Origin of the sequence: Kordiimonas sp. (assembly GCF_048260245.1) — a bacterium.
Lineage (GTDB): Bacteria > Pseudomonadota > Alphaproteobacteria > Sphingomonadales > Kordiimonadaceae > Kordiimonas.
In genome coordinates, this window is the sequence record NZ_JBLXGZ010000048.1 from 1 (window position 1) to 20,739 (window position 20,739).

Annotated in this window: 15 protein-coding genes, 1 tRNA gene and 1 pseudogene; 2 read left to right on the forward strand and 15 right to left on the reverse strand. The window is 55.0% G+C overall.

The window, feature by feature from the left end:
* Positions 1–142: 142 nt before the first annotated feature.
* Genes fusA through rpsL form a run of 3 tightly spaced genes read right to left on the reverse strand, consistent with a single transcriptional unit; the run spans position 143 to position 3,116 of the window.
* A complete protein-coding gene (gene fusA / locus ACN0VM_RS16770; protein WP_417452049.1) occupies positions 143–2,224 on the reverse strand; it encodes an elongation factor G in 2,082 nt (693 codons plus the stop codon).
* Between the two features lie 28 nt (positions 2,225–2,252).
* Entirely contained in the window at positions 2,253–2,723 is a 471-nt protein-coding gene (rpsG, locus tag ACN0VM_RS16775; protein ID WP_417452050.1) for a 30S ribosomal protein S7, read from the reverse strand.
* A gap of 21 nt (positions 2,724–2,744) precedes the next feature.
* The gene (gene rpsL / locus ACN0VM_RS16780; protein ID WP_262689435.1) at positions 2,745–3,116 is read right to left on the reverse strand and encodes a 30S ribosomal protein S12; all 372 of its coding nucleotides are present in this window, start codon (positions 3,114–3,116) and stop codon (positions 2,745–2,747) included.
* Positions 3,117–3,520: 404 nt separating this feature from the next.
* Between rpsL and ACN0VM_RS16785 the strand changes: the two genes are divergently transcribed.
* Both ACN0VM_RS16785 and ACN0VM_RS16790 read left to right on the forward strand, forming a co-directional pair.
* Positions 3,521–4,477, forward strand: a complete 957-nt coding sequence (locus ACN0VM_RS16785; protein WP_417452051.1) for a glycosyltransferase — start codon at positions 3,521–3,523, stop codon at positions 4,475–4,477.
* On the forward strand, positions 4,461–5,615 hold the full coding sequence (locus ACN0VM_RS16790; RefSeq protein WP_417452052.1) for a glycosyltransferase: 1,155 nt from the start codon (positions 4,461–4,463) through the stop codon (positions 5,613–5,615). Before ACN0VM_RS16785 ends, ACN0VM_RS16790 begins: the two co-directional genes overlap by 17 nt.
* Here the strand turns inward: ACN0VM_RS16790 and ACN0VM_RS16795 are convergent.
* The 12 genes and pseudogenes from ACN0VM_RS16795 to ACN0VM_RS16850 form a co-directional block, all read right to left on the reverse strand.
* Positions 5,599–6,474: a hypothetical protein gene (locus ACN0VM_RS16795; RefSeq protein WP_417452053.1), complete on the reverse strand. Its 876-nt coding sequence runs from the start codon at positions 6,472–6,474 to the stop codon at positions 5,599–5,601. The genes ACN0VM_RS16790 and ACN0VM_RS16795 overlap by 17 nt on opposite strands.
* Entirely contained in the window at positions 6,458–8,122 is a 1,665-nt protein-coding gene (locus tag ACN0VM_RS16800; RefSeq protein WP_417452054.1) for an ArnT family glycosyltransferase, read from the reverse strand. Before ACN0VM_RS16800 ends, ACN0VM_RS16795 begins: the two co-directional genes overlap by 17 nt.
* A 139-nt stretch (positions 8,123–8,261) precedes the next feature.
* On the reverse strand, positions 8,262–12,470 hold the full coding sequence (rpoC, locus tag ACN0VM_RS16805; protein WP_417452055.1) for a DNA-directed RNA polymerase subunit beta': 4,209 nt from the start codon (positions 12,468–12,470) through the stop codon (positions 8,262–8,264).
* A gap of 137 nt (positions 12,471–12,607) precedes the next feature.
* Positions 12,608–16,705 carry a DNA-directed RNA polymerase subunit beta gene (gene rpoB / locus ACN0VM_RS16810; protein WP_417452056.1) on the reverse strand — a complete coding sequence of 1,366 codons (4,098 nt, stop codon included), beginning with the start codon at positions 16,703–16,705 and terminating at the stop codon, positions 12,608–12,610.
* 232 nt (positions 16,706–16,937) lie between these two features.
* Positions 16,938–17,309: a 50S ribosomal protein L7/L12 gene (gene rplL, locus ACN0VM_RS16815; protein WP_417452060.1), complete on the reverse strand. Its 372-nt coding sequence runs from the start codon at positions 17,307–17,309 to the stop codon at positions 16,938–16,940.
* A gap of 102 nt (positions 17,310–17,411) precedes the next feature.
* Complete coding sequence (gene rplJ / locus ACN0VM_RS16820; RefSeq protein ID WP_417452057.1) at positions 17,412–17,927, reverse strand: 50S ribosomal protein L10; 516 nt, start codon at positions 17,925–17,927, stop codon at positions 17,412–17,414.
* A 384-nt stretch (positions 17,928–18,311) separates the two neighbouring features.
* The gene (gene rplA, locus ACN0VM_RS16825) at positions 18,312–19,010 is read right to left on the reverse strand and encodes a 50S ribosomal protein L1 (protein WP_417452058.1); all 699 of its coding nucleotides are present in this window, start codon (positions 19,008–19,010) and stop codon (positions 18,312–18,314) included.
* 4 nt (positions 19,011–19,014) lie between these two features.
* Positions 19,015–19,443, reverse strand: coding sequence for a 50S ribosomal protein L11 (gene rplK / locus ACN0VM_RS16830; protein ID WP_262689432.1), 429 nt, complete (start codon positions 19,441–19,443; stop codon positions 19,015–19,017).
* Positions 19,444–19,551: 108 nt separating this feature from the next.
* Entirely contained in the window at positions 19,552–20,088 is a 537-nt protein-coding gene (gene nusG / locus ACN0VM_RS16835; protein WP_417452059.1) for a transcription termination/antitermination protein NusG, read from the reverse strand.
* Position 20,089: 1 nt separating this feature from the next.
* Positions 20,090–20,287: a preprotein translocase subunit SecE gene (gene secE / locus ACN0VM_RS16840; protein WP_394805369.1), complete on the reverse strand. Its 198-nt coding sequence runs from the start codon at positions 20,285–20,287 to the stop codon at positions 20,090–20,092.
* Between the two features lie 109 nt (positions 20,288–20,396).
* Positions 20,397–20,472: transfer RNA gene (locus tag ACN0VM_RS16845), tRNA-Trp, on the reverse strand.
* A 168-nt stretch (positions 20,473–20,640) separates the two neighbouring features.
* Positions 20,641–20,739, reverse strand: a pseudogene (locus tag ACN0VM_RS16850) (elongation factor Tu); the annotation flags it as partial.

Sequence of the window (20,739 nt, forward strand, 5' to 3'; positions counted from 1 at the left end):
CTTACCATGGTCAACGTGACCAATAGTACCAACGTTGCAGTGCGGCTTGTTCCGTTCAAATTTTGCTTTTGCCATTGTACTACCTTTCTATCGGCCCTTGTTTGCCAAGGGATCCATAGCATTGGTTTTTCTTGTTTATGTTTTAACCAGCGAGCTTGGTTTTGATTTCCTCAGCCACGTTCGCAGGTACTTCAGCGTAATGGTCAAACTGCATGGAGAACTGCGCACGACCCTGTGAGAAAGAGCGGAGCTCGTTCACATAGCCGAACATGTTCGCCAGCGGCACCATTGCGTTGATAACCGTTGCCGGACCACGGGTCTCAGACCCCTGAATCTGACCACGGCGCTTGTTAAGGTCACCGATTACGTCACCCATATACTCATCTGGCGTCACAACTTCGACCTTCATCACAGGCTCAAGGAGCTTGATGCCAGCCTTGGAAGCTGCTTCGCGCAGAGCACCACGACCTGCGATCTCAAACGCGAGAACGCTGGAGTCAACGTCGTGGTATGCACCATCGATCAGGCGTACGGAGAAATCGATGATCGGGAAGCCGATGAGAGCACCGCTCTCAGCCACGTCCTTGATCCCTTTTTCCACACCTGGGATGTATTCACGAGGGATGTTACCGCCCTTGATCTCGTCCTTGAACTCGATACCTGTACCGCGTTCACCAGGGGTAACAACCATCTTCACGCGACCAAACTGACCGGAACCACCGGACTGTTTCTTGTGCGTGTAGTCAATTTCAACTTCGCGGGCAAAGCTCTCGCGGTACGCAACCTGAGGCGCGCCCACGTTACACTCAACCTTGAATTCACGCTTCATGCGGTCAACAAGAATGTCAAGGTGCAGCTCGCCCATACCGGCGATCACAGTCTGACCGGATTCTTCATCAGAAGACACGCGGAAAGAAGGATCTTCAGCAGCCAGGCGGTTGAGGGCGATACCCATCTTCTCCTGGTCGACTTTGGTTTTCGGCTCGACAGCAACCTCGATCACCGGATCAGGGAATTCCATGCGCTCCAGGATAACCTGGCTGTTGTTGGCACAGAGCGTATCGCCCGTTGTGGTGTTCTTGAGGCCGGCGAGAGCAACGATGTCGCCCGCACGTGCTTCTTTGAGGTCTTCACGGCTGTTGGCGTGCATCTCAAGCATCCGGCCAACTTTCTCTTTACGCTGCTTCACAGAGTTCATCACCTGTGTACCAGTCTCGAGAACGCCAGAGTAGATGCGGCAGAATGTCAGTGTACCAACAAACGGGTCGTTCATGATCTTGAACGCCAGCGCAGAGAAAGGCTCTTCGTCCGAAGACTTACGAAGGATTTCTTTCTCAGGGTCGTTTGCATCAACACCGCGGATCGCTTCCACATCGGTCGGCGCCGGCATGAACTCCACCACGGCATCAAGAAGTGGCTGAACACCTTTGTTCTTGAACGCTGTACCGTTGAGAACAGGGACGAAGAGACCTTTGTTTGTACCCTTGCGGATAGCGCCCTTGAGTTCTTCCGTCGTCAGCTCTTCACCTTCGAGGTATTTTTCCATCAAGGCTTCGTCAGCCTCAACAGCCGTCTCGATCATCTCGAGACGAGCAGCATCTGCCGCATCCTTGAGGTCATCGCGGATATCAACGTATTCATAAGAAGCGCCAAGGTCTTCACCTTTCCAGAGCACTTCCTTGAACTCGATCAGGTCGATCAGGCCTTCGTACTCGCTCTCGGCGCCGATTGGCAACTGAAGAACAAGCGCGTTAGCACCGAGACGATTACGGATCATGTCAACGCAACGCTCGAAGTTCGCGCCCATGCGGTCCATCTTGTTGACGAAACACATGCGTGGAACTTTGTATTTGTCGGCCTGACGCCATACGGTCTCGGACTGCGGCTCAACACCGGCAACCGAGTCAAATACAGCAACAGCACCATCAAGAACACGAAGCGAACGCTCAACTTCAATGGTGAAGTCAACGTGGCCCGGGGTATCGATGATGTTGATCCGGTGATCCTTCCAGAAGCAAGTCGTCGCAGCAGAGGTAATCGTAATGCCCCGCTCCTGCTCTTGCTCCATCCAGTCCATGGTAGCGCCGCCATCGTGCACTTCGCCGATCTTGTGGCTACGGCCTGTGTAATAAAGAATACGTTCGGTCGTGGTCGTTTTACCAGCATCAATGTGAGCCATGATGCCAATGTTACGGTAACGATTAAGTGGCGTTCTGCGTGCCATGGAACTGGTTCCTCAACTTAGATACAAATTACCAACGATAGTGCGAGAAGGCTTTGTTAGCCTCAGCCATCTTGTGCGTGTCTTCACGCTTCTTGACGGCAGCACCGCGGTTGTTCGCCGCATCCAGCAGTTCGCCGGAGAGACGGTCAACCATCGTGGTTTCGTTGCGTTTGCGGGCCGCGATAATCAGCCAACGAATAGCAAGAGCCTGAGCCCGCTCGGTGCGAACTTCAACCGGCACCTGATACGTTGCACCACCAACACGGCGGGAACGAACCTCAATGGCTGGCTTCACATTATCAAGCGCCTCATGGAAAAGACCAAGAGCTTCGGTTTTCGCCCGCTCTTCCATCTTGTCGAGGGCACCGTATACGATGCGTTCAGCGACGGATTTTTTACCGTCAAACATCAGGCTGTTCATGAATTTCGTCAGTACCACGTCACCGAACTTCGGATCAGGCAGGACGTCGCGTTTTTCTGCTCTATGACGACGAGACATAGCGGTATTCCTTCTCTAATCTTACTTCGGACGCTTCGTGCCGTATTTCGAACGGCTCTGGCGACGATCTGCAACGCCTTGTGTGTCAAGCACACCGCGCAGCGTGTGATAACGAACACCCGGCAAATCTTTTACCCGGCCGCCGCGGATAAGCACCACAGAGTGCTCCTGCAGGTTGTGGCCTTCACCAGGGATGTAGCTCGTAACTTCAAAGCCGTTCGAGAGGCGCACACGGGCAACCTTACGAAGAGCCGAGTTAGGCTTCTTTGGAGTCGTTGTATAAACACGGGTACATACACCGCGTTTTTGCGGACATGCTTCAAGCGCCGGCACTTTATTGTGGATCGGCTTCGCTTTGCGCGGCTTCCGCACTAGCTGGTTAATGGTAGGCATCTTTGTTCCTTGCCGTTTTTCTCTGTCACCATCACTCGGACGACCTACCACACATGCAGCAAAACCGCCTGCATCGGGGCTGTTAGGCTCCGACGAGGCCATCCGGGAAATTTTCAATGTCTTCTCTAGGCCAGAAAACCCCAGCGTCTGGCCTGTTTTGGCCACCACCTGAGCTCCGGCGAGGTGCGCTTACTATACCGAAACTGGCTCTGCGTCAATGAAAAAAGGGGCATTGTCACAATTTGTGCCGTACCGGGAATTCGAATGCTCCGGACGCCAGAAATAGTCTTTATAACATAAGCCCAAGGTCCACTTTCGGTATTATGCCAAGCTATACCACGAGCAAGCTTGCCGCGCCACCTGCCACTGGTATAGGGTGGCGCAACGTGAGGATAGGGGCTTTTATGAAGTTGATCATTCAGATTCCCTGTTTCAATGAGGAAGAAACCCTCGCTGAAACAGTTGCAGACCTGCCAAAAGCCATCGATGGAGTCGATACCATCGAGATACTGGTCATTGATGACGGTTCAAGCGACCGCACACAGGAAGTCGCCCGGGCAGCTGGCGTGCATCACGTCGTGGCCCACAACCACAATATGGGGCTGGCCCGAGCCTTCGCAACCGGTGTGGAGCATGCCCTTCATCTGGGTGCTGACATCATTGTGAATACTGATGCCGATAATCAGTATAACGGCGGCGATATCCCTGCCCTTGTGCGGCCGATTCTCGATCACAACGCAGATATCGTCGTCGGCGACCGGCAAACAGACCAGATCCAGCATTTCTCCCCGATCAAGAAGAAGCTTCAACGTCTCGGCAGCGGTGTGGTCAGGGCATTGTCGGGAACAGACGTTCCCGATGCGGTAAGTGGCTTTCGCGCCATCCGCCGTGATGCAGCCATCCGCCTCAATATTGTATCAAGCTACAGCTATACCGTTGAGACACTCATTCAGGCAGGGATGAAAAAGATGAACGTGCTGTCTGTTCCCGTACGCACCAAACAGGTCGAACGGCCGTCCCGCCTGTTTAAATCCATGCGCGGGTTTATTCAGGCACAGCTCACCACCATGATGCGCATGTACGCCATGTTCAAACCCCTGCGTTTCTTCTTTTATATCGGCCTGACCCTCGCCTTCATAGGCATTCTGCCGATCCTTCGTTTTCTGGTGGCCTATATTATCGGTGACGGCAGCGGCATGATACAGTCCCTTATCCTTGGCGGCGTATTGCTCATGATGGGGTTCACCACGCTGATCGCGGCTCTCGTCGCCGACCTTGTCGGCCGCAACCGGCAACTGATCGAAGAAACGCTGGAACGTGTTCGCCGGATCGAGCTTCAGAACAATGACCGGAGAGAATAACCAGCCCTTGCACATTGTGCTTTTTGGCACAGCTGATCTTTGCAACGCCCGCATCCGTATCATGCTTGAAGGCCTCATGGAGGCCGGCGTCACCATCACCTATTGCCACCAATCCATATGGTCCAATGCAACCGACAGGGCAAAAACTGGTAAGCTGGCCATGGTCGGGCTGGCGGCTCGTTGGCTATGGGCCATGCTGGTTTTATCTGTGCGTTACCTGAGCCTGCCGCGCCACGATCTTGTACTTGTCAGTTATCCTGGTCATGCAGACATCTGGTTTGCCAGAGCGGTTAGCTCCCTCAGGCGCAAACCGCTGGTGTGGGATGCTTTCATTTCGGCCTATGACACGGTGGTTACTGACCGGCGTCTCGCCGGCCCACACAGCCTGGCGGGTCGTTTATGCTTTTTTGCCGACCGCATGGCCTGCCGCTTCGCAAACCTAACGATCCTGGACACACCGGCACACGCCAGTTTTTTCGCAGCGACCTTTCACATAACGCGGGAGAAGTTCGCCGCTATCCCTGTGGGCGCAGAAGCTATGTTCCGCTCGGTCGCACCCGCGCGCGCCAAAGACAAACCTAACGAGGAAGAGATCTTCCGCGTCCTTTTTTACGGCAAGTTCATCCCCTTGCACGGCATTCCGACTATACTGGAGGCGTCAAAACGCCTGCAAGACAGCGCAATAGAAATAACACTGGTCGGCACAGGCCAAACAGCCGGCGCCACGGAAAGCTGGATCAAAGACAACGGCCCGCCAAACCTGCAATGGCTGAAGTGGGTAGACTATGAGCAGTTACCTGCCTTTATCTCCAGCTTCCATATTGGGCTTGGCATATTCTCAGCAGGTGAAAAAGCAGGCAGGGTCATTCCCAATAAAGTTTATCAGATGCTGGCATGCGGCCTGCCTGTCATCACCAGACAATCCGACGCTATGGATACTTTTTCGCTTCACCCGGCAGATGGCCTCACCTGTGTCCCCGCAGAAGACCCGGAAGCACTCGCGGCTGCTATCAGGGAAGCCCGGGAAAGATGGCAGGCAGGCAGACTTGAAGCAGTGGCACCGTCACTTGTGATCGGCGCCGGTGAGGTCGGCAGCGCAACAAAAGCTTGCCTCCATAGCCTCAGGAACGGGGTTTGAGAAGCGCGAACAAAAGCGACAACGGCACCAATACCCCAAGAAAAATAAGGCGCAGCAATGACGGCACCAGAAAAGCCGATGCGGCGGAGAGGCCTGCCATAACCCCGAGGCCCGATGCGGCCAGTTCGCGGACCCCAAGGCCGCTCGGCACAACAGCAACCGCAGCACCCAGCGGCGCGCTGGCTGCCAGCATGCCCGTTTGAACGGCACTCGCAGCCACGCCAATGACCTGAAAGAGAAGATATAGCGCCAGCGCATCAAGGAGGGCTGTCAACACTTTAACCGCAAAGAGCCCTGCAAAGGCAGGCCTCGCCACTCTGCTACGGCTTGCGACCAGTACGACCAGAGCCGTTATGGCCGCCCCCATCAGGAAAAGAACCAAAGCAGCTTCCATGGCGCCAAGAACAAAGCCTGCGGCGGCCGAAATCAACAGGCCTATCGCCAGCCAAAGGAACGCAGGCAGCAGCACCGATAGCCCACCCTGGGAAAGCGAAGCGCCGCCGCCCATCACCGCCCCGGCCCGCAACATTGGTCCGGCTGGCAACGGTAAAAGATTTGCGGCACTCGCTTGCACGCTGATGCCAAGCGCGCGCCAGAATGTCATTGGAACACCGACCATTGCCGCAGCCAGCTTCATTTCCATGCCGTTCAGCGCAATCAGCGCAGGCACCACGCACAGGCAAACCGCAATCAGCGCTGCCCATGACTGTACCGTGATATCGCCTTCAACCTGCTGCGCGGAGACATAAAAACCGGCGACAAAAAGCCCCGTTGCCAACACCATGGCAACGCGCCTGACCCATGGTATACGTGCCCACGCGAGAAAGTTGCCCGCAAGCGCCTCAATTGTCGCCTTCACGTTCACCCTCCGGCTTTTTTACAACGGTCTTGCCCACCACGGGCAAGCGCAACCTTATGTCACCAGTGATCTCTGTGCGCGCATGCCGGTAGCGATATAGCTCAAGTGTTATGTCTTCAAACCTCGGGTTCCCAGGTGCGGAACTCATGGTACGGTTACTACGCACCGGTATGCTGCGGATATGTTCAAACCGTGTGTTGTCCTTCAGAAGCTGCCGCAGTGTGTCATGGATGCCAAGTTCGGTATAATTGCGGGATTCGACCACAATGGCAGCAACGGCCAATTCATCGAAAATCTTCAAAATATCTTCTTCCGACCGTGCATGAACCTCCAGCCAGTGACTGCTCACGATGGATGACGAGGATAGAAGCTTGTCCCCCCTCAGGATATAGCTCTGCCGCGCGCTATCTGCCTGCCGGGCAAAATAGGTGAAATACCCGTTATTATAGGCGTCAACAAAGATCGACCGGTCACCGGCAGCTGTCACAGCCTCACGTGCCGCGATGTTGTAACCAGTTGCATACAGTGGCGCCTTCATGAAGGTAGCGCCAGCCTGATAAGCCACCGTGCATGCCAGTGCACCGGCATAGAGCCTGCCCGCTGTCGACCGTATGCCCCAAACCTTCAGCGGCAAGGCGGCAACCATGGCCCAGAAGGGTATCCAAAAAATCGGGTATCGTGTGTTTTTGCCCAAGAGCAGGCTGAAAAATACATAGACCGAAAGGATCACCAGCAACGGCAACCACAGGGCCGTATCTTTTTTTCGCACAGATATGACAAAACCCGCAAGCGCCAACACCAGAAAAGGAACGGTCAGATGGTCACGTACAAGAGTGTTGATGTGTATCAACCAGTTTTCGGCACTCAGGCGGGACAGCGTTTCACTTGTGCCGTCACCCACGGACTGATGTATGTTCTGGTCGCCGAACGCGATCGTCATCACCGCAAGGGGCGCAATGATGACGATAAGCAGCAGACCAGCGCCATAGTGAACCGGCTGCCGAATTGCCCAACCGAAACGCTTTCTGGCGATAAGGGCCAACAGTGTGGTGAGCACGAGAAAAGCCGCGGTTTGTTTGGTCCATGCCGCGATACCGATAGCCAGCGCGAGGAAAACCGCGTCGCGGGGCTCTTGCCCCTCCAGCCAGCGCACAAGGAAATAGACCGCGCACAGCACCGCCGACAGCACAGCGAGTTCAGCCATTGTGTACCACGCCCACTGCGCGAGAAACGGCGTGCTCAGCCACAAGGCAGCCGATGCAAAAGCCGTGGGCGTGCCCGCCAACCGGTGCACCATCTTGTACCAGCACACAATGCCCATCAAAACAAAACTAAAGAGCGCGAGCCGGCTGGACCACGTATTCACGCCAAAGACGAGGTTGAAAACCCCTTCAACAAAAGGGAAAAATGGCGGCCTGTATCCGATACTCAAGGCAGGATACTGCGCAAAGTACGCCTGTGCGTACCCCCAAGGGTCCGACAGCGGCATATCAACCATGGTGTCACGCAGGAATACCCCGTCCATCAGGATGCGGTCTGCGTCGGGATAGCCGATACTGCTGTCCCCTAACCCCCTTAACATCAAAATGGCTGCAAAGACGGCAAGAAGAACCAAATGGCTGATCTGACTGTGCAGAATACGCGGCATATGCCCCCCCTTTTTTTCCACTAAGCACAAGTGATGCAGCTTGCCAAGTCCCCATGACGTGCAAAATACCAACAAACGAAAAAAGGGCCCGCCGTCTGGCGAGCCCTCTTTCAGGTCTCTTAGGTTTAAGCTTGGCAGCCTATTCTGGTGCAGCTTCCACATTGGTTGCTGCAGCGAATTCTGCTTCGGCTGTGGCCATTGGGTCATCAAGCTCGGCCTGGGCATCAGCAGCCACTTTGTCGCGCGCCTGCGCTTCATGACGCAAACGGTTAACAACCGACCCTGTACCCGCCGGGATAAGGCGACCGACAATCACGTTTTCCTTCAGGCCAACGAGTTTGTCTTTCTTGCCTGCAACCGATGCTTCGGTCAGCACGCGGGTCGTTTCCTGGAACGACGCGGCCGAGATGAAGCTGCGGGTTTGCAGGCTTGCCTTGGTGATACCCAGAAGGATCGGGTGACCTTTGGCCGGCAACCTGCCCTGAGCTTCGAGTTTTGCGTTTGCTTCCTCGAATTCCTCACGGTCAACCTGCTCACCAAGAAGCATGGTGCTGTCGCCCGAAGACGTGATCTCGATTTTCTGCAGCATCTGGCGAACAATCACCTCAATGTGCTTATCGTTGATCTTCACACCCTGCAGGCGGTAAACGTCCTGCACTTCTTTCACCAGATAGTTCGCAAGCGCTTCAACGCCCATAACCTGCAGAATATCGTGCGGGGCCGGGTTGCCGTCGATCAGGTACTCACCCTTCTGGATGAAGTCGCCTTCCTGTACGGCAATGTGCTTGCCCTTTGGTACCAGATATTCAACCGGCTCGCCGTCGTCCTCACGCGGGCGAATGGTGATGCGGCGCTTGTTTTTATAGTCGCGGCCAAACTCGACAATACCGTCGATGTCAGCGATGACAGCGTGATCTTTCGGGCGGCGGGCTTCGAAAAGCTCAGCCACACGAGGCAGACCACCGGTAATGTCTTTGGTTTTCGCCGCTTCCCGCGGGATACGGGCGATCACGTCACCGGCCGAAACCCGCTTGCCGTCTTCAACCGACAGAATGGCATCAACAGAGAGGAAGTAACGCGCCTCTGTACCGTTGGCGAGTTCAACAACCTCGTCGCTCTCATCACGCAGGGTGATGCGAGGGCGGAGGTCTGCGCCTTTTGGTGCGCTACGCCAGTCGGTCACAACCTTGGACGCAATACCTGTGCCTTCGTCGACAACCTCTTTCACGGAAGTCCCTTCCACGAGGTCAACAAGACGCACGATACCCGACTGTTCGGTAATGATCGGAATAGTGTAAGCATCCCACTCGGCGAGCTTCTCACCTTTGACAACGCTATCGCCCTCATCCTTGAAGAGGTGCGAACCATAGGCCAGACGGTGTTTCGCGCGCTCTCGGCCTTCATCGTCAACGATGATGACTTCAAGGTTACGGCTCATTACGACCTTACGGCCACGGCTGTCTTCGATCACGTTGCGGTTTTCGATCTTCACTTTACCGTCTGCGGATGATTCCACAGTCGATTCCGCGTTCACTGTCGCCGCACCACCAATGTGGAACGTCCGCATCGTCAGCTGTGTACCCGGCTCACCAATGGACTGAGCCGCGATAACACCAACCGCTTCACCCATGTTGACCGGCGTACCGCGGGCAAGGTCACGGCCGTAACACTTGCCGCATGTGCCACCCTTGGTCTCACATGTCAGAACGGAACGGATCTTCACTTCCGCAAGGCCTGCGGTCTCAATCGCGTCAGACTTGACTTCGTCCAGCAGTTCACCAGCAGGGAACAACAAGTCGCCGGTTACCGGATGCTTGACGTCGACAGAGAGGCAACGACCAAGGATACGCTCAGACAAAGGCACAAGAACGTCGCCGCCTTCGGACACCTCGGTGATCGTGATACCGTTTTCGGTACCGCAATCCTCTTCCACGACCACACAGTCCTGGCTGACGTCGACAAGACGACGTGTCAGGTAACCGGAGTTCGCGGTCTTGAGTGCCGTATCGGCAAGGCCTTTACGCGCACCGTGCGAGGAGTTGAAGTACTCAAGAACCGACAGACCCTCTTTAAAGTTGGAGATAATCGGTGTCTCAATGATCTCACCCGACGGCTTGGCCATCAGGCCCCGCATACCGGCAAGCTGTTTCATCTGTGCAGCACTACCCCGTGCGCCCGAATGCGCCATCATGAATACCGAGTTGATATTGCTCTCACGGCCGTTTTCGTCGGTCGTGGTGCGCTCCATCTCTTTCATCATGGCGTCAGCCACTTTGTCGGTACACTGCGCCCAGGCGTCGACAACCTTGTTGTATTTCTCGCCCTGCGTGATGAGACCATCCTGATACTGTTCCTCGTATTCTTTCACGAGCGAACGGGTATCTTCGACCAGCTTCTCTTTCGCGTCCGGAATGATCATGTCATCTTTACCGAAGGAGATACCGGCGGCACAGGCACGGCGGAACCCTTCGCCCATGATACCATCAGCAAACAGAACCGTCGTTTTCTGACCACAGTGACGGTACACCACGTCGATAACCTCGGAAATTTCTTTCTTGGTCAGGCGACGGTTGATCAGGCTGAACGGCACCTTGGGGTGCTTCGGCAGGTGTTGCGCCAAAATCATACGACCCGGTGTGGTTTCAACACGCTTGACCTCAAGTTCACCCTTGTCGTTGATCAGCTCAAAGCGGGCATTGATCTTGGTGTGCAGCGTGATGGATTTCCCGTCGAGCGCAAACTGGATCTCGTCCATGCAGGAGAAGGCCTTGCCTTCACCGGCATCACCTTCACGCATCGAGGTCATGTAATAAAGACCCAGCACGATATCCTGTGACGGTACGATGATCGGCTTGCCGTTCGCAGGGCTGAGGATGTTGTTTGTCGACATCATCAGCACGCGTGCTTCAAGCTGCGCTTCAATCGAGAGCGGTACGTGGACCGCCATCTGGTCACCATCAAAGTCAGCGTTGAATGCGGCACAAACGAGCGGGTGAAGCTGGATGGCCTTACCTTCGATGAGCACAGGTTCAAACGCCTGGATGCCAAGGCGGTGAAGCGTTGGTGCACGGTTAAGCATGACCGGGTGTTCGCGGATCACCTCGTCAAGGATATCCCAAACTTCGCGGCGTTCTTTTTCAACCAGCTTCTTCGCGGCCTTGATCGTGGTCGCGATGCCTTTTTTGTCGAGACGCGAATAAATGAACGGCTTGAACAGCTCAAGCGCCATTTTCTTCGGCAGGCCACACTGGTGCAGTTTCAGCTCGGGACCAACAACGATCACCGAACGGCCGGAATAGTCAACACGCTTACCGAGAAGGTTTTGACGGAAACGGCCTTGCTTACCCTTGAGCATGTCGGAGAGCGATTTGAGTGGACGCTTGTTCGCACCGGTAATGGTGCGGCCACGGCGACCGTTATCAAACAGCGCATCCACAGCTTCCTGCAGCATCCGCTTCTCGTTCCGGATAATGATATCCGGCGCGCGCAGTTCAATCAGGCGTTTCAGACGGTTGTTCCGGTTGATCACACGACGGTAAAGGTCATTGAGGTCAGAGGTCGCGAACCGGCCACCATCCAGCGGCACCAGCGGGCGCAACTCAGGCGGGATAACCGGTACAACGGTCAAAATCATCCACTCGGGGCGGTTACCGCTCTCGAGGAAGGCTTCAATAACCTTGAGCCGCTTGACAATCTTCTTCGGCTTCAGCTCTGACTTCGTCTCGGCCAGTTCCTTCAGAAGTTTTTCCTGCTCACCTTCAAGGTCGATGCTCTCCAGTAGCTTGCGGATGGCTTCGGCGCCAATGCCAGCCGTGAAGCTGTCTTCGCCATATTCGTCCTGCGCACGGTAGAAATCTTCTTCCGAGAGAAGCTGGAATTGCTTGAGCGGGGTCAAGCCCGGCTCAATCACCACATAATATTCAAAATACAGAACGCGCTCGAGATCCTTGAGCGTCATGTCGAGCAGCAGACCAATCCGGCTCGGCAATGATTTCAGGAACCAGATATGTGCGACTGGTGCGGCGAGGTCGATATGACCCATGCGCTCCCGGCGCACTTTGGAAAGCGTGACTTCAACGCCGCATTTCTCACAGATAATGCCGCGATATTTCATCCGCTTGTATTTGCCGCAAAGGCATTCGTAATCCTTTACAGGACCGAAGATGCGCGCACAGAAAAGACCATCTTTCTCGGGCTTGAAAGTCCGATAGTTGATCGTTTCCGGCTTTTTGATCTCACCAAAAGACCAGGACCGAATCCGCTCCGGGGACGCAATCGAGATCTGAATCTGATCAAACGTCTCCGGCTTCTGGCTCGGGTTGAAGTATTTCATCACGTCTTGGTTCATGTCCGGCGTCTCTCTTAATTCGCTGTCGGGGCAATTCTTTACTCAAAGGGGCCCCGCTTCGCCTTCCAAACTCAGCCCGCCCCTTTATACTATTCCAAGGCAGGCGCGGCCGAGGGCAAGCCCCGGCCTCTAATGGCTTATTCCGTACCTGTGATCAGCTCGACATTGAGGCAGAGGGACCGCATTTCCTTCACGAGAACGTTGAAGGATTCCGGAATGCCCGCTTCAAATGTGTCGTCACCACGTACGATGGCTTCATAGACCTTGGTCCGGCCCTGAACGTCATCCGACTTGACGGTGAGCATCTCCTGAAGCGTGTAAGCTGCGCCGTACGCTTGCAGGGCCCAAACCTCCATCTCACCGAAGCGCTGACCACCGAACTGTGCCTTACCACCAAGCGGCTGCTGGGTAACGAGGCTGTATGGGCCGATCGAACGTGCGTGGATCTTGTCGTCCACAAGGTGGTGCAGTTTGAGCATATAGATGTAACCCACTGTCACCTTACGGTCAAAACGCTCGCCGGTCCGGCCATCGTACAAATACACCTGACCAGAGCTATCAAGGCCTGCTTTTTCAAGCATGGTCACGATATCGGCTTCGACGGCACCATCAAACACCGGTGTGCCCATCGGAACACCACTTGTCAGGTTACCGGCCAACTCAAGGATCTGCTCGTCAGAAAGCTCGGCCACGTCCGTTTCATACTGGGCGTCACCGTAGATATCCTTGAACTTCGCACGGAAGTCATCAACCGCACCAGTGCCATGACGATAGGCTTCGATCATGCCGTCAATTTGACGGCCCAGACCACGCGATGCCCAGCCAAGGTGTGTCTCGAGAATCTGCCCCACGTTCATCCGCGACGGTACACCCAGCGGGTTGAGCACAACGTCAACCGGTGTCCCGTCTTCAAGGTGTGGCATGTCTTCTTGTGGCATAATACGAGAAATCACACCCTTGTTCCCGTGACGGCCAGCCATCTTGTCGCCCGGTTGAAGCTTGCGCTTCACAGCAACAAAGACTTTGACCATCTTGAGAACGCCCGGTGGCAATTCGTCACCGCGCTGGAGTTTCTCGATCTTCTCGTCGAACCGACGCTGAAGCTGGCCTTTGCTTTCATCGAACTGCTTCCTCAGCGCTTCAATGTCAGCCATGGCCGCATCGTCATCGACCGCGATATCCCACCACTGAATGCGCTTGATCTCTGTCAGACCTTCTTCGGTGATCTTCGTGCCTTTTTTCATATCCTTCGTGCCGGCGGTAACCGTACGGCCTTCCAGAAGCGGACGCAGACGACCATAGATGTTGCGCTCAAGAATAACGCGCTCATCTTCACGGTCTTTCGTCAGGCGTTCGATTTCCTCACGCTCAATCGTCAGCGCACGTTCGTCCTTGTCCACACCGTGGCGGTTGAACACCCGCACCTCAACGACCGTACCGGCAACGCCCGGCGGCAGACGCAGCGACGTATCACGCACGTCGGATGCTTTTTCACCAAAGATGGCACGCAGAAGTTTTTCTTCCGGTGTCATCGGGCTTTCGCCCTTCGGTGTGATCTTGCCGACGAGAATATCGCCAGGGTGAACCTCGGCGCCGATGTAGACAATACCGGCTTCGTCAAGGTTTTTCAGGCCTTCTTCACCCACGTTTGGAATATCGCGTGTGATCTCCTCAGGCCCCAGTTTCGTGTCACGGGCCATCACTTCAAACTCATCGATATGGATCGACGTAAAGACGTCTTCCTTCACGATACGCTCGGAGATCAGGATCGAATCCTCGAAGTTGTAACCGTTCCAGGGCATGAAGGCCACAAGCGCATTCCGGCCAAGTGCCAGTTCGCCAAGTTCCGTCGACGGACCATCACAGATAATGTCGCCCTTGCGGATCTCGTCACCCACCTTCACCAGCGGGCGCTGGTTGATGCAAGTGTTCTGGTTGGAACGCTGGAACTTTTGCAACGTATAAATGTCAACGCCGGATTTCCCAGGGTCCACATCGTCCGTAGCGCGGATAACGATACGGGTGGCATCCACCTGCTCCACCACGCCAGTCCGTCGGGCCGCAATAGCCGCACCACTATCAGATGCAACGATCTTTTCCATACCGGTACCGACAAACGGTGCCTCTGCCCTTACGAGCGGCACGGCCTGACGTTGCATGTTCGACCCCATGAGTGCGCGGTTCGCATCATCGTTCTCAAGGAACGGAATGAGCGACGCAGCCACAGACACAAGCTGCTTGGGCGAAACGTCCATCAGTGTAATGTGTTCCGGTGTCGACATGATAAACTCACCAGCCTGACGACAGGACACAAGGTCGTTGGAAAAACGGCCATCTTCCGTCAGGTCGGCGTTCGCCTGCGCGACGGTATATTTCTGCTCTTCCATGGCAGACAGGTAGATTACCTCGTCTGTCACCTTGCCATCGACAACGCGGCGATACGGGCTTTCGATAAAGCCGTATTTGTTAACCTGCGCATAGGTCGCAAGCGAGTTGATCAGACCGATGTTCGGGCCTTCCGGTGTTTCGATCGGGCAGATCCGGCCATAGTGGGTCGGGTGCACGTCACGAACCTCAAAGCCAGCACGCTCACGGGTCAGGCCACCAGGCCCGAGCGCTGACATACGGCGTTTGTGGGTGATCTCGGACAGCGGGTTGGTCTGGTCCATAAACTGTGAAAGCTGCGAAGAACCGAAGAACTCGCGAACAGCGGCCACAGCCGGCTTGGCGTTGATGAGGTCATGCGGCATCACGGTATCGATGTCGACAGACGACATACGTTCCCGGATCGCACGCTCCATACGCAGCAGACCAATGCGGTACTGATTTTCCATCAGTTCGCCAACAGAGCGAACACGGCGGTTGCCAAGGTGGTCAATATCGTCGACTTCACCGCGACCGTCTTTGAGCTCAACCAGCGTCTTGACAGTGGAAAGGATGTCCTCGCGGCGCAGGACACCAACGGTATCGTCACACTCTACACCCAGACGCATGTTCATCTTCACACGACCAACGTCGGAAAGATCGTACCGCTCAGGATCGAAGAACAAACCATAGAACAGCGCTTCGGCAGTTTCCTTAGTTGGCGGCTCGCCCGGGCGCATCACTTTGTAGATTTCAGCGAGCGCGCTATCGAGGCACTCAACCTTGTCTGCTTTCAGTGTGTTGCGGATATAAGGGCCAACAGACACGTCGTCGATCTCAAGCACAGGGATCTCGTCAAAGCCTGCTGCGGACAGCGCTTCAACGGCTTCGTCTGTAAGCTCGTCACCGGCTTCCACATAGATGGCGCCAGTCTTTTCGTTGATCATATCTTCAGCAGCATATTTGCCGATGATCAGCTCTTCCGGCACCAGTACGCCTTCAACGCCGGCCTTCTCGAGACTTTTGGCGAGGCGCGGTGTGATCTTCTTGCCAGCTTCGGAGATAACTTCACCGGTGTCGGCGTTGACAAGATCAAACTCAGGCTTCTGGCCGCGCCACGCTTCAGCAACAAACGGCATGCGCCAGCCACCATCAGCACGGCGGAAGCTCACGACGTTATAAAAATACTGGAGGATGTTTTCCGGTGACATACCCAGCGCATAAAGGAGCGTGGTAGCCGGCAGCTTGCGCCGACGGTCAATCCGTACGTTCACAATGTCCTTGGCATCAAACTCGAAGTCGAGCCAGGAGCCGCGGTAAGGGATCACACGCGCCGCAAACAGGAATTTACCCGACGTATGGGTTTTACCCTTGTCGTGGTCGAAAAACACGCCCGGCGAACGGTGCATCTGGGAAACGATAACCCGTTCGGTCCCGTTGATCACAAACGTACCGTTGTCTGTCATCAGTGGCAGGTCGCCCATGTAGACGTCCTGTTCCTTGATATCAAGGACGGACTTGGCTTCTGTCTCCGGGTCAACTTCGAATACGATCAGACGCAAGGTTACCCGCAGCGGTGCGGCATAGGTCATGTCGCGTTGCTGGCACTCTTCCACGTCATACTTGGGCTCTTCAAGCTCGTATTTTACGTATTCCAGCGACGAAGTTGCAGAAAAATCCTGAATCGGGAATACCGACTTCAGAACCTTCTCAAGGCCGGAGCTCAGCCTCTCTTCTTCGGTTGCGCCAGACTTGAAGAACTGGTCATAGGACCGCCGCTGTACCTCAATGAGGTTTGGCATTTGCGTCACTTCGGAAATGTGCCCAAAGTCCTTGCGCACGCGCTTACGACCGGTAAATGAAGTCGCCATGCTTCGCCCTCGTTCCTTAAGTTGTGCCAGAGAGATCCGCGATACACCGGGACCGTCTCGGCTGCCAAAATAGAGCCTAGGGTTCAGACCTTACCCTAAACTCCTGAAAATCCAAAACATTTGGGCGTCTCACCCAAACCAGACCGGTAATAACTGTCCTCCGGTCCCTTAGGACGCCGAAAGGCCGGGAGCGAATTTCGCTCCCGACCCCGGGATACCTGGGCTCAAGTAATTACTTGAGCTCAACTTTAGCACCAGCAGCTTCGAGCTTGCCTTTAAGCTCTTCCGCTTCTGCTTTGCTAACGCCTTCTTTAACAGGCTTAGGAGCGCCTTCAACAAGGTCTTTTGCTTCTTTAAGACCGAGGCCCGTGATAGCACGAACTTCTTTAATGACGTTGATTTTCTTGTCGCCAGCGGCAGCAAGAATAACGTCAAACTCGTCTTTTTCTTCTTCAGCAGCAGCAGCCGGGCCAGCAGCAGCAGCAACAGCTACCGGTGCAGCGGCGGATACGCCCCATTTTTCTTCCAGCAGTTTGGAAAGCTCAGCAGCTTCCAGAACGGTCAGGGCCGAAAGATCGTCAACAAGCTTCGCAAGGTCAGCCATTTCTTTAAACTCCAAATAAGCGGTCCATCTCAAAAAGGATCCGCATGTATCATTGCGTTAGGTGTCAGGCGGCCGCCAAAGGCATAGCCACCCGGGATGTCGTTAAGCTGCGTCTTTGTTGCTGTAAGCACCGAAGACACGGGCCAATTGACCCGCAGGAGCCTGCGTAACGGCCGCGAGTTTCTGGGCAGGAGCTTGCAGGAGACCCACAAGTTTGCCACGAAGCTCGTCGAGCGACGGCAGTTCAGCCAGAGCTTTAACACCAGCCTGATCCAGAACCGTTGAACCCATGCCACCACCAAGAAGACGAAGTTTTTCGTTTTTCTTGGCGTATTCAGCAAGGGCCTTCGGTGCTGCGACTGGGTCGTCAGCGAAGCCGATAGCCGTCGGACCGGTAAACAGATCCGAAATGCCTTCGTATTCAGTGCCTTTCAGCGCAAGACGAGTCAGCCGGTTTTTCGTAACCTTAAGCGATGCACCCACTTCGCGCATTTGCGAACGCAATGCCGTGATCTCAGCAACTGACAGGCCGTCGTAGTGAACTACAACGACGGAGGCAGCGCCAGCGAACACGTCATGCAGGGATGCAATCAGTTCCTGCTTCTCGGCTCTTTCCACTATCTCGTCTCCGACTTTGAAGGTTCGTACTTCAAACTATGAACCTTCGTCATTTGAGCCATGTACCGGCTGGCGTATGCCACTACCGATACTCTCCTCTGTCCGGAGGTGCGGGCTTTACCTAAGTCTTCGCAGGACGGATTACATCCAGTCCTTCGAGGAAACCGCGGTATCCTGATGGGCAAACCCGTCAGGAGAAAAATTCCCTTAACCCCGTCTCATGCAGGCCGTGGATCCGCGACGACCACTAATTTAAACCCTGAAGGTCAACTACTAGAAACCCACTTCAAGGCACCTGCAATCTCGGACAGTTACTCCCGCTCAGGCAAAACATCCGCCTGGGCGCCTGTGCCGGGCCGAGACCCGACACAAATTCGCATAGTCTTATTCGCCGCCAAGTGTGGCAACGTCGATCTTCAGGCCTGGGCCCATCGAAGACGTCATGCCAACTTTCTTGACATACGTACCCTTGGCACCGGTTGGCTTGGCTTTGATCACCGCACCAATGAACGCTTTGGCGTTCTCGATGATTTGGGCTTCGTCGAAGCTGGCCTTGCCAACGCCGCCGTGCACGATACCGGCTTTCTCAACGCGGTACTCAACCTGACCGGCCTTGGCTGCTTCAACGGCACCCTTGACGTCCATGGTAACGGTACCAAGCTTCGGGTTCGGCATCAGGCCTTTGGGGCCAAGCACCTTACCGAGACGGCCAACAACTGCCATCATGTCCGGTGTCGCGATGCAACGCTCGAAGTTGATCTCGCCCTTCTGGATGGCTTCCATCAGGTCTTCTGCACCAACAACGTCTGCGCCTGCTTTTTCTGCTTCTTCAGCCTTGGGGCCGCGAGCAAAAACAGCAACACGTACAGATTTACCTGTACCATGCGGCAGAGCAACAACACCACGAACCATCTGGTCAGCGTGACGTGGGTCAACGCCAAGGTTCATGGCAACTTCAATTGTCTCATCGAACTTCGTAGCCGAGCGGCCTTTCAGTTCTTTTACAGCCTCTTCAACGGAGTAGAGCTTTTCGCGGTCAAGACCGTCCCAGGCTTTTTGCATACGCTTTGCAGTTTTAGCCATTGGATTAACCCTCCACCTTGTAGCCCATCGAGCGCGCAGAACCTTCGATGATCAGCATAGCTGCATCGATGTCGTTCGCACTCAGATCGACCATTTTCGCTTCCGCGATTTCACGCACCTGATCACGGGTCACGGTCGCAGCAACTTCGCGGCCGGGCGTTGCACCACCGGATTTTTTCCCGGCAGCTTTTTTCAGGTAATAACTTGCAGGCGGCGTTTTCGTCACAAAAGTGAACGACTTGTCTGCATAAATAGTCAGGATCGTCGGGATAGGCATACCCGCGTCCATTTTCTGCGTCTGCGCGTTAAACGCTTTACAGAATTCCATGATGTTCACACCACGCTGACCAAGAGCCGGGCCGATAGGCGGCGACGGGTTAGCTTGACCAGCAGGCACCTGAAGCTTCAGATAGCCAGCAATCTTTTTTGCCATTGTCTTTCCCTTTCAAATGACAACTAAGGCCGGTTTCCCGACCAAGGGTGCGTGGTCCGGCTAATGGCAAGCCTCCCACACGGTTTTCGGGGCAAGCGCCCCAAAACTTTACGAAACTTTTTCGACCTGGGCATATTCCAGCTCAACAGGCGTTGCACGACCAAAGATCGACACAGACACCTTCAGGCGCGCCTTGTCCTCATCCACATCTTCAACAAAGCCGTTGAAACTGGTGAACGGGCCATCGGTAACACGCACCTCTTCGCCGATCTCGAACACGATATTCGGCCGTGGGCGCTCGACACCTTCCTCAACCTGATTGAGAATACGCGCAGCCTCGGCGTCCGTAATCGGCATCGGACGGCCCTGCTGACCGAGGAAACCCGTCACCTTCGCATGACCATTGGCGAGGTGATAGGTATCGTCTGTCAGGATCATTTTGATCAGCACATAACCGGGGAAGAATTTCTTTTCGGCCGAGACCTTCTTGCCCTTGCGAACTTCGATAACCTCTTCGGTCGGCACAATGACTTCGTCAACAAGAGCATCAAGCCCCTGCTGAACAGCCTGTTCCTTGATTGCCTCGGCAACCTTTTTCTCAAAGCCCGAATAGGCGTGAATAATATACCAGCGAGACTTGCTCACATTAATCTCCGAGACCCAAGAGGAACTGCACGCCTGCATTCAACAAAAAGTCGACGCCCAGGAAAAATACGGCCATGATCACCACCATGATAAATACCATTACGGAGGTGATTCCCGCCTCACGCGGTGTCGGCCAGGTTACTTTAGAACCTTCCTGCCGCACCTGGCGGACAAATTCACCCGGGGTGGTCTTCGCCATCATGCATCCCTTTTTTTTGCTCTACAAGCCCGCGCTCATTTCATAAAAAGCGCAGGCTTTACAAAACTTTAACTACACACCGCCGTCGCGGTCAATTTTACTCTCGGCTTGGCAGGGGCGGAGGGACTCGAACCCACGGCACCCGGTTTTGGAGACCGGTGCTCTACCAACTGAGCTACGCCCCTAAAGCCGTTTTTGCATTCATGAGGGGTGGGGTGTAGCGCCCGACGCCCTGCCATGCAAGTACTTTTTTTGCCTTCTTGAAAAAGGCGTTACACAGGCCCTTCACTTGTCGCCGGGCCCGCGCAGCAAAATGGGCCGGACATGCCGGCCCATCTTCGTTTTAGCGTCTATTAATCGAGGATTTTGGCCACAACGCCCGCGCCGACGGTACGACCGCCTTCACGAATAGCGAAGCGCAGACCTTCGTCCATGGCGATCGGTGCGATCAG